Genomic DNA, 7,804 nt, shown 5'->3' on the forward strand with positions numbered 1-7,804 from the left:
GCGGTCTCAGTCGGTCCAGTCGGTGTTCCAGTTGGTTGTGCGGCGTTGTTTTTCGATCGCCTTGTGTGCGGCCTTCATGCCCGGTCGCATGCCGCGGTACTCCGTTCTGTCCTTGTGGAACTCGCGTGCGGCGGCCCTCTCCATCTCCGGAGTGGCGTTGGGGTGCGCGCGTCGGTACTCCGCGAGCCAGGCGTTGGTCTCGTCGGACGAAACGGGGTTACTCCTCGGTGCCGGTACCCGTGGGACGGACGGTGGGGCCGGAGGAGGTGTCGGGCGCGGCGTCGAATAGGTCGGGTTCGGCTTCAGGCGGTGGAGCGCCGCGCCGATCAGTATCGCGAAGAACAGCACAGGCGGCGCCAGCAGCAGCACCAGCACGATCCATCTGACCACGGGTCACCTCACTTCTCTCGGCCCAGGTATACCCGCTCGGCCTGCCGTGCGGCGGGGCGGGCCGGTGGGTTCAGCGGCGGTACAGGGTGAGGAGGAGGGCGTAGTGGGCGGCGTTCGGGGATTCGGTCTGCGGGGGTGTGTTCTCGGCCAGTTCCGCCAGGGTGGTGCGGAGGTGGGTGGCCTGGGTGGGGGTCAGGTGGAGGTGGCGGAGGATCGTGAGGGGTTCGTTGTCGGGCGGGGGGAGTTCGGCGGGGCGGGGTTGCGTCGGCGGGGCGGCGGTGGGGGGCGTGCGGCGGTAGTAGCGCTCGGTGCCGCCGCGGACCCGGCGGGTCTCGCAGACGTGCACGAGACCCGCGCCGTGCAGCACCTTGAGGTGGTAGCCGACGCTGCCCTTGGCCACCCCGAGCGAGCCCGCCAACTGGCTGATCGTGGCGGGGCCGCGGCCGAGCCAGGAGAGCAGCAGTTGCCGTGTCGGGTGGCCCATCGCCTTGTGCCGCTCGGCGTCCGAGACACGCGGCGCTTCGCCGGGGACGTGGTCAGCCATACCGTCAACTGTAACTGTCGTGATTCCTTGACGCTTTGATCGGCGGCCCTGTGTACTGACGGCACGGCGCCTGCGGGCCCGAGAACGGAGCACTCCATGGAACGCGAAGAGACCGACCGGATCGTGGCGGAGATCAGCGAACTGGTCCGCACCCGCTACGTCTTCCCCGAGGTCGGCGAGCGCGTCGCGCGACGGCTGGACGAGGCCGTACGCACCGGCCGGTACGCCGCCGTCACCGATCCGGCCACCCTCGCCTCCGTGGTCACCGAGGATCTCCAGCGGTGCAACGACGACAGCCATCTGCAACTCATCCACCACCCCAGGCCCCTCCCCGACCTGCCCGAGGGAGCGGCCCTGAACGCCGTCATCGAGCGCCGGGTGCACGCCACCATGAGCGGCATCGGGCGGATCGAGAGGCTGGCCGGGAACATCGGGCTGCTGGAGATCGAGCCGGCGCTCTTCGGCGTCCATCTCGTCGGCGACGAGATCGCGGCCGCGATGCGCGTCCTGCGCCACACCGAGGCGCTCATCATCGACCTGCGGCACTGCATCGGCAGCGACCCGGGCGCCCTCGCGTACTTCTGCACCTATCTCCTCCCCTCCGGCACCCACCTCACCGACGTCTACGACCGCGCCAAGGACCTGACGCGGCAGTACTGGACGTTGCCGCATGTGCCCGGCCCGCGGTACGGGACCGAGCGCCCGGTCTATGTGCTGACCAGCCGCCAGACCTACTCCGGCGGCGAGGCGCTCGCCCACGACCTGCGCCACGCCGGCCGGGTCACCCTCGTCGGCGAGGTCACCGCGGGCGGCGCCCACCCCCGTATCGGCGTCCGGGTGCACCCGAACCTGGAGGCGGGCATTCCCACCAGCCGTTCCATCAACCCGGTCACCGGCACCGACTGGGAGGGCGTCGGTGTGGTGCCGGACATCGAGGCACCGGCCGACGGGGCGTTGAAGGTCGCGCACGCCGCCGCCCTCGACCACATCTCCCTGCGGCCGCCGGTCGCCGCCGGGGCCTGAGCCGCCCGCGCCCGGCGGAACGTCAGCGCGCCTGCCAGCGGGGAGGGCGTTTCTCGACGAACGCCCGGGGCCCCTCCACCGCGTCCGCGCTGTGCGATCTGCGCTCCTCCCACGGATAGCGGGTGGCGAACGCCTGCTCCAGCGGCATCGTGGCGGACACGGTCGCCGCCTCCTTGATGGCCCGGACCGACAGCGGAGCGCACCGCACGAGGTCGCTCACCCAGCTCTCGGCGCAGTCGTCGAGCTCCTCGGGCGCCACCACCTCGTTGACCAGACCGAGCGCGAAGGCCCGCTCGGCACTCAGCGGCCGTCCCGTCAGCAGGTGTCCCATCGCGGTCTTCCAGGGGAGCTGGCGGGTGAGCCGGAACACGCCGCCCGCCCCGGCCATCAGGCCGAGCTTCGCCTCGGGCAGCGCGAACACGGCGTCGCTGGAGGCGATGACGAGATCGCAGGCCAGGGCCAGTTCGAACCCGCCGCCCAGCGCGTATCCCCGGACCTTGGCGACGACCGGCTTGCTCAGGCCGAAGCGCTCGGTGAGCCGGGGCCAGCCCGGTCTGCCCCGGCTGCCGAAGGTCGCCGTTCCCGCCTCGCCCGCGCTGGTGCGGGCCGACAGCTCCTTGAGGTCCTGGCCGACGGAGAACGCGCGCGTCCCGGCGCCGGACAGCACCGCGACCCACAGCTCGTCGTCGGCCTCGAAGTCGTCCCAGATCTCGGCCAGTTCCTCGTGCGTGCGCAGATCCATGGCGTTGAGCACCTCGGGCCGGTCGAGCGTCACCCGGGCCACCCGGCCGGTCTTCTCGTAGCGCACCCGAGGCCGGGAGCCGGCCCCGCTCACGCGGTGGCCCCGGAGCCCGCGACGACGTCCTTGAGGAACCGCGCCAGACGGCCGGCCCCCTCGTCGATCTCGCCCGGTTCCAGATAGCTACAGGACAGCCGCAACTGCCGCGCGCCGTCACCGCCGAGATAGAACGGCGCCATCGGCGTCCACAGCACGCGGTACTCCCGCGCCGAACGCTCAAGGAGTGCCATGTCGACCTCGACGGGCAGCCGCAGCCGGACGAAGAAACCGGCGGTCGGCCTGTTCCAGGACACCTCGGGCACCGCGGCCGCCACCTGGCGGTCCAGCGCCTCCAGCAGCAGCGCCAGGTTGCGCCGGTACAGAGCGGCCTTCGCCCGCCCGAGCCCGGCCAGCGAACCGCCGTGCCGCAACAGCATGCCGCCCACCACGCCCTGGGCGATCGGCGAGGTGTTCACCGTGACCATGGTCTTGAGTTCGGCCATCGCCCGCGCCAGCGGACGGACCTGCCCGGTCCGCGCGTCCCGCACCCGCTGGTCGGCGACGGCGAAACCGACCCGCGCCCCGGGCAGACAGACCTTCGCGAAGGTACCGAGCAGGATCACCCGGCCACCGGCGTCGAGAGCCTTGAGCGGCGGCAGATCCTGGCCAGGCGGCGCGGTGAACCCGTAGGCGATGTCCTCCAGGAGCAGCAGATCCTCCTGCTCGGCCAGGTCGAGGAGGGCCAGCCGGGCCGCGCGGTCCAGCACCGTGCCGGACGGGTTGGCGTAGTCCGGCGCGACGTACAGGGCCCGCACCCGGCGCCCGGCCGACCGGGCCCCACGGCACAGCCGGCGCAGTTCGTCGAGGTCGATGCCGTCGGCGGTCTCCGGCACCGGCACGACGGGCACGTCCAGCAGCCGGGCCGCGCCCACGATCCCCACGAACGACGGGTCGACCACCGCGAGCAGGTCCCCGGGACCGGCGCACAGCGCCCGCACCGCCAGCAGCATCGCCTCCTGGCACCCCGCCGTGACCACGATCGACGACGCGTCCACGGCCAGCCCGTGATCCAGGGTCAGGGCGCGGGCGACCAGGTCGTTGATGATGCCGCGGCTCGGCCCGTACTCCTGGAGCAGGCGCCGGGCGGCCACCGGGGTCAGCCCACGCTCCTGGACGAGGTACCCGGTGAAGCGGTCGAGGCACTCCGGGATGTCCACGTCGTCGAGGAACGAGGTGTGCGGGGCGCCGGCGGCGAAGGACACCGCGTCGGGGTAGCGGCTGCCGGCCTCGTTGAGGAAACCGAGCGATTCGATCGTCGGATCGGTGATCCCGGCGTGCAGCTGCGCCGAGTCCAGTACGAGGGTGTTCATCGTGCCTCCCGGTCGGGACGCGGACCGACGAACCCGGAGACCTTCTCCAGGACGTCGCTCGCGTAGAGCCGAGCCCCCTGTTGCAGGGCGAACTCGGCCATGTACCTGCGGAAATCGTCCGGCGGCTCCTCCGCGACGCTCAGCATCGCCCGGTTGGCGGCCACCGCGGGCGCCGCCAACTGCTCGACGGCGATGTCGACGGCGCCCTCCAGGGCGCCGGGCTCGACCACCTCGTCGCAGATCAGGTGCGCGGCCGGTTCGTCGGCCCGGATGCGGCGGCCGGTGAGGATCACCTGCCGGGCCAGCCGGTTGCCGGCCAGCCGGGGCAGCCGGAGGTTCCCGGCGCCGGGCACGATGCCCTCGCGGGCGGCGGGCAGCGAGAAGTAGGCGTCGGACCCGGCGATCACCCGGTCCATCGTGAACAGCAGCTGCATCCCGCCGCCGATCGCGAAGGTGTCCACCGCGCCGATCCAGGGCTTGTGCCCGTGCGCCCCCGTCCAGCAGCCGGTCTCCGGAGGCAGGTACAGCCCCCGCAGCACCTTGCTCACCAGGCCGATCTCACGCCCGATCAGGAAGTCGAGGTAGGAGATCCGGCCCTGGTGCAGATGGGCGAGGTTGATGCCGGAGCTGAAGACCCGGCGCCCCGCGTAGCGCGCGGGCGTCACCGGCCCGCCCCGCACCACACCCACCCGGACCTCGGGATCGAGCAAGACCAGATCCACGGCCGTCTCCATCGCGGCGACGAGCGCGTCCGTCTCGGCGTTGAGGGTGTCCGGCGCGGTGAGGGTGAGGTGGGCGGCGGGCGCGGCGCGCTCCAGCAGCACCGGCCCCAGGTCCACCCGGCCCCGCGCCGAGAACTCCGCCAGCAGCTCCAGGGCCCGCCGCGTCGGCAGCCGCATCGACTCCAGCAGATGCCGGCCGGCCCGGCGGGCGCCGAGCACACCGTGGACGAAGATCGCCTGGTCGACCTCCAGGCCTTCCTTGTCCCGCTGCGCACACCGGGACTCGGCGGCCATCCGCTCCTCGCTCGGCAGCAGTCCCGGCCAGCGCTCCGCCGCGCGGGCGACGAGGGCGGAGAGCCGGGGCCGGTCGGCGCCGCCGTCGGTGAGTTCGGCGTAGATCCGCTCGGCGTGGGCGTCGACGAACGAGAAACGGAGCCGCCGGGCCCCTTCCCGCAGCTCGTCCAGACTCCGCTGCTCCTCGGGCGTGCGCCGGGGCTTGGGCGGGAGGTGCGCGAGCGCCCGTTCCTCCGCACCGGCCGCCCGCGCCAGATCGTGCAGGAGCGCAGTGCCGTCCGGGTCCGCCGCCGGTGCCATCAGACGTCGTCCGGGTGCGCCGCGCCGACCTTCAACACCCGGTCGCAGGCGGCCAGATGCACGCCGAGCGCCTCCTCGAACGAGGTGTGCTCGGCGTCCGCGACGAGCTGACGCAACAGCGCGGGCTCCATGCGGGCGGGCAGACGCGCGGCCAGTTCGGCGAGGTGCGCGTCGAGTTCCGCCGGGCCGTGGATCTCGTCCACCAGGCCGAGTTCCAGCGCCCGGGCCGCGGTGAGCGGCCTGCTCCGGTCCGCCAGCAGACACAGGTGACGGGTGGCGCGGCCGCCGTTGCGCTGGGTCAGTCGGTGCAGGACGGTCCCGGGCCAGAAACCGGTCGACGGGGTGCCGGGGAGCGCGAGGCTCAGGGCCGGTCCCGCCACCCGCAGGTCGCACGCGCTGAGCAGGTCCAGGGCGGGCCCCGCACAATTGCCGACGGCGACGGCCACGGTGAGCGCGTCGAGCCGTTCCCAACGACGCAGGGCGCGTTCCCAGCCGTTGACCTCGTGGACGCCCGTCGTACCCGGCGCGCCCGATTGGTCACCGCAGCCGGTGACCGACGCCACCACCAGGCGCGCGGCGGTGTCCTCCACCTGCTCGCAGGCCCCCGTCAGCACCTTGGCGAGGTCGGCGAGGGGGAGACCGAGGTCGACAGCGACATCGAGTCGTCGCGGTGCCGGGGAATCGTGCATGGTTCAAACTCCGTCATCACATCGGGGCGGTCGGTGGGGGCCATCGGGTCGGGACCTGCGGTCACCAACGCGCCAGCGCGGTCTCGACGGTCGAGCCGGGGCCCATCGTCATCAGGACGCCGAAGTCGCCGGGACGGACCACGTCCTCCGCGGCCAGGCGCTGGTAGGAGAAGAGGAAGGAGCCGCTGGAGAGGTTGCCGTAGTCGCGCAGCACGCTCGTGGTGTGGCGCACGTCGTGCCGGGTCAGGCCCAGGTTCACGCGCACGGAGTCGATGACCTTCTTGCCCCCGGAGTGGATCAGCCAGTGCGCGATCTCGGACCTGCGCAGCCCCGTTCCGTCCAGCAGCCGGCCGATCACCTCCTCGACCGAACCGCCCACCACGTACGGGATGTCGCGTTCCAGGTAGAAGCTGTACTTGCCGTGACCGTCGTCCCAGTCGTAGCGCATCGCGTCGATCGCCTCGGGGATGACCCGGCTGGCGAACTTCAGGATGCGCGGCCCCCGCGCCCGCTCGGGCGGCGCCGATGATTCCGCTCCCGCGCCGCCCGGAGCGTCGGCGATGACGGCGACCGCCGCCGAGCCGTCACCGAACAGGCTGTTCACCACGGCACTGCGCATGGTGTCGTCGAACACGTAGGCCGCCGAGCAGGCCTCGATGCAGACCATCACGGCGAGCCGGCCCGGGTGGGTGGCCGCCCAACCGGCCACCGTCGTCAGCCCGTTCAGCCCCGCGTTGCACCCCATCCCGACCACGTCGACGCGGGAGCACGACGACGGCAGCCCCGCCTCCTTGATGAGCAGGGCGGAGAACCCGGGGGTGAGCAGCCCGGTGGTGGTGACGCAGCAGAGGTAGCCGACGTCGTCCACGCTCGCGCCGATCTCCTCCAGACACGCGGCCAGCGCGCGCCTGCCCATGTCGAGGCCGGTCCTGCGGTGCTTCGCGAGCAGCTCCCCCTGGCTCTCGAAACTCGGCCCGCCGCCCGGTGCCGGTGGCGCCAGCGTGAGGTGGCGGCGTTCGATGGCGCCGGACAGGAACAGGGATCTGAGCCGGGGATCGGTGATGCCGTAAAGGTCGAGGATCTCCCGCTGCGTGTACGACTCGGGGGGTACCGCGGTGGCCGCCCCGACGATGCGCGGACCGTTGTCGGGGAAAGGTGATTCGCTCAGAGTAGGCAAGGTGTCTCCGCTTAGAGTTTCGCCTGCGTGTTCGCCACACGATGTTCGAGCACAAACTCGCGAGAAGACTCTCAAGGGCAATCCGTCATGGCGACGAGGTCGCACTGTGCAAGTACCGTGGATTGTGGCGACGTGCCGAGCGAGGGGTCAAGGCACTGCCGCGCGAACTATCAAACCTGGTGGTGACAGGTGAGAACGGCCCGTTCCTCTTACCTGGGAGCGCCGACCGGGCGGCCGCCACCACCAACGCTGACGGTTCGGCCGCGCTGCCCTTGACCCTGTGTCACGTCGCCGGACAAGCTGGCGAGAGGGTCGCGGTCGCAGAGCCCACCATTCCGTCCCGATTCCGTCCCCGCAGGACCCTCCGCGACACCGAAAACGCCGTCACCCGGGGCGGCCGGTTTTTCGGCTTTCTCGGCCTTCTCGGATTTCTTGGCCTTCTCGGATTTCCCGGCATTGTAGGCGGCTGCGCCCTTTTCATGCCGAGCCTGATTCTGGATGAATAGAACGATACATA

General features: G+C 71.9%; 9 protein-coding genes. 2 read left to right on the forward strand and 7 right to left on the reverse strand.

Annotated features, from left to right (window positions below):
* Positions 1-6: 6 nt before the first annotated feature.
* The gene (locus ACIQOU_RS04085) at positions 7-390 is read right to left on the reverse strand and encodes a hypothetical protein (protein WP_401533691.1); all 384 of its coding nucleotides are present in this window, start codon (positions 388-390) and stop codon (positions 7-9) included.
* 70 nt (positions 391-460) lie between these two features.
* Positions 461-934: an ArsR/SmtB family transcription factor gene (locus ACIQOU_RS04090; RefSeq protein ID WP_401533693.1), complete on the reverse strand. Its 474-nt coding sequence runs from the start codon at positions 932-934 to the stop codon at positions 461-463.
* Positions 935-1,030: 96 nt separating this feature from the next.
* On the opposite strand from ACIQOU_RS04090, the gene ACIQOU_RS04095 reads away from it, so the two are divergent.
* The gene (locus ACIQOU_RS04095; RefSeq protein ID WP_401533695.1) at positions 1,031-1,957 is read left to right on the forward strand and encodes a S41 family peptidase; all 927 of its coding nucleotides are present in this window, start codon (positions 1,031-1,033) and stop codon (positions 1,955-1,957) included.
* Between the two features lie 22 nt (positions 1,958-1,979).
* Here ACIQOU_RS04095 and dpgD read toward each other — a convergent pair whose 3' ends face one another.
* The 5 genes from dpgD to dpgA all read right to left on the reverse strand — a co-directional run bounded on the left by dpgD (position 1,980) and on the right by dpgA (position 7,287).
* Entirely contained in the window at positions 1,980-2,792 is an 813-nt protein-coding gene (gene dpgD, locus ACIQOU_RS04100; RefSeq protein WP_401533696.1) for an enoyl-CoA-hydratase DpgD, read from the reverse strand.
* The gene (locus ACIQOU_RS04105) at positions 2,789-4,105 is read right to left on the reverse strand and encodes a PLP-dependent aminotransferase family protein (RefSeq protein ID WP_401533698.1); all 1,317 of its coding nucleotides are present in this window, start codon (positions 4,103-4,105) and stop codon (positions 2,789-2,791) included. Before ACIQOU_RS04105 ends, dpgD begins: the two co-directional genes overlap by 4 nt.
* On the reverse strand, positions 4,102-5,421 hold the full coding sequence (gene dpgC / locus ACIQOU_RS04110) for a (3,5-dihydroxyphenyl)acetyl-CoA 1,2-dioxygenase DpgC (RefSeq protein WP_401533699.1): 1,320 nt from the start codon (positions 5,419-5,421) through the stop codon (positions 4,102-4,104). Before dpgC ends, ACIQOU_RS04105 begins: the two co-directional genes overlap by 4 nt.
* Complete coding sequence (gene dpgB, locus ACIQOU_RS04115; RefSeq protein WP_401533701.1) at positions 5,421-6,110, reverse strand: enoyl-CoA-hydratase DpgB; 690 nt, start codon at positions 6,108-6,110, stop codon at positions 5,421-5,423. The genes dpgC and dpgB overlap by 1 nt, the downstream gene beginning before the upstream one ends.
* A 61-nt stretch (positions 6,111-6,171) precedes the next feature.
* Positions 6,172-7,287 (reverse strand): 3,5-dihydroxyphenylacetyl-CoA synthase DpgA, encoded by a 1,116-nt coding sequence (gene dpgA, locus ACIQOU_RS04120; RefSeq protein WP_401533702.1) that lies wholly within the window; start codon positions 7,285-7,287, stop codon positions 6,172-6,174.
* Between the two features lie 41 nt (positions 7,288-7,328).
* On the opposite strand from dpgA, the gene ACIQOU_RS04125 reads away from it, so the two are divergent.
* Entirely contained in the window at positions 7,329-7,793 is a 465-nt protein-coding gene (locus ACIQOU_RS04125; protein WP_401533703.1) for a hypothetical protein, read from the forward strand.
* Positions 7,794-7,804 lie beyond the last annotated feature (11 nt).

It is taken from the genome of Streptomyces sp. NPDC091279, assembly GCF_044757465.1.
Lineage (GTDB): Bacteria > Actinomycetota > Actinomycetes > Streptomycetales > Streptomycetaceae > Streptomyces.

Excerpts from the sequence above, each read along its gene's own strand:
- ACIQOU_RS04090 (WP_401533693.1), bottom strand. The coding sequence starts at position 934 with ATGGCTGACCACGTCCCCGGCGAAGCGCCGCGTGTCTCGGACGCCGAG.
- ACIQOU_RS04095 (WP_401533695.1), top strand. The coding sequence starts at position 1,031 with ATGGAACGCGAAGAGACCGACCGGATCGTGGCGGAGATCAGCGAACTG.
- ACIQOU_RS04105 (WP_401533698.1), bottom strand. The coding sequence starts at position 4,105 with ATGAACACCCTCGTACTGGACTCGGCGCAGCTGCACGCCGGGATCACC.
- dpgC (WP_401533699.1), bottom strand. The coding sequence starts at position 5,421 with ATGGCACCGGCGGCGGACCCGGACGGCACTGCGCTCCTGCACGATCTG.
- dpgB (WP_401533701.1), bottom strand. The coding sequence starts at position 6,110 with ATGCACGATTCCCCGGCACCGCGACGACTCGATGTCGCTGTCGACCTC.
- ACIQOU_RS04125 (WP_401533703.1), top strand. The coding sequence starts at position 7,329 with ATGTTCGAGCACAAACTCGCGAGAAGACTCTCAAGGGCAATCCGTCAT.